Annotated in this window: 1 protein-coding gene; it reads right to left on the bottom strand. The window is 40.9% G+C overall.

The features are described 5' to 3' along the window. Positions 1-788, bottom strand: a 788-nt coding sequence (locus I6F53_RS20155; protein ID WP_197240938.1) for a transposase, incomplete at both ends; no start/stop codon positions are given.

Here is a 788-nt window from a genome sequence, read left to right on the forward strand (position 1 = left end):
GTAAATTGTGTGGTGAGTTTTAACCAGTTTTCGGGGGATATATTAAGTCTTTCTAGCAAAGGAAGGTTCATATTATCAATGTGCCCGCGTTTATCCTCTCGTATTATTCGCCCTGTTAACTCAACAAGTTCAAGGTACGATTTAAGCTCAAACGGCAGCCCTTTAGGCATAATCTGACGTGGCATGCCTGCAAAACGTAGTAACTGTTTTGGTTGTTTACCTTCTGCCGCGCATGTTAAGCGATTTTGTACACTGGTATGGTCTGATTCTTCTGGTGTGTTAGCCATTTTAGCTCTAATGGGATTTAAATCGACATAGGCCATACAGGCTGCAAGTGCTGCTTCATCTAGTAATGCTTGCGATTTGAATCTACCCTCCCAGAATCGTCCTGTGCAGTTATCTTCTTTATTTGCCCTGCGCGCAATATCTTCATTTAATAGCCGCATAAACCAGCTGATACTTGCTAAGCGTTCGCGGTATTGTTTAACCGTTTGATTGAAAAAGATGAGTTCAACTTTACTTAGCTTTTCACCTTGTACATATTTTTGCGTTAACGATGTGCCTTTACAGAGTTTATGCCAGCGAATAACAATCGCTTTATCATTCAGCCTGTTTGCTTTCTTATCATCTACATACAGTACTAAATGGGTGTGATTACTCATTACGGCATAAGCACATACATCAATACAAAATACCTTCGCTAATTCAAGCAGCTTATCTTCAACCCACCCTCGTCGATGCTCGTAAGATTGACCAGTAAAACGGTCTTCCCCACATAAAAATGCACG

It is taken from the genome of Pseudoalteromonas sp. SWN29, from assembly GCF_015864465.1.
Classification (GTDB): domain Bacteria; phylum Pseudomonadota; class Gammaproteobacteria; order Enterobacterales; family Alteromonadaceae; genus Pseudoalteromonas.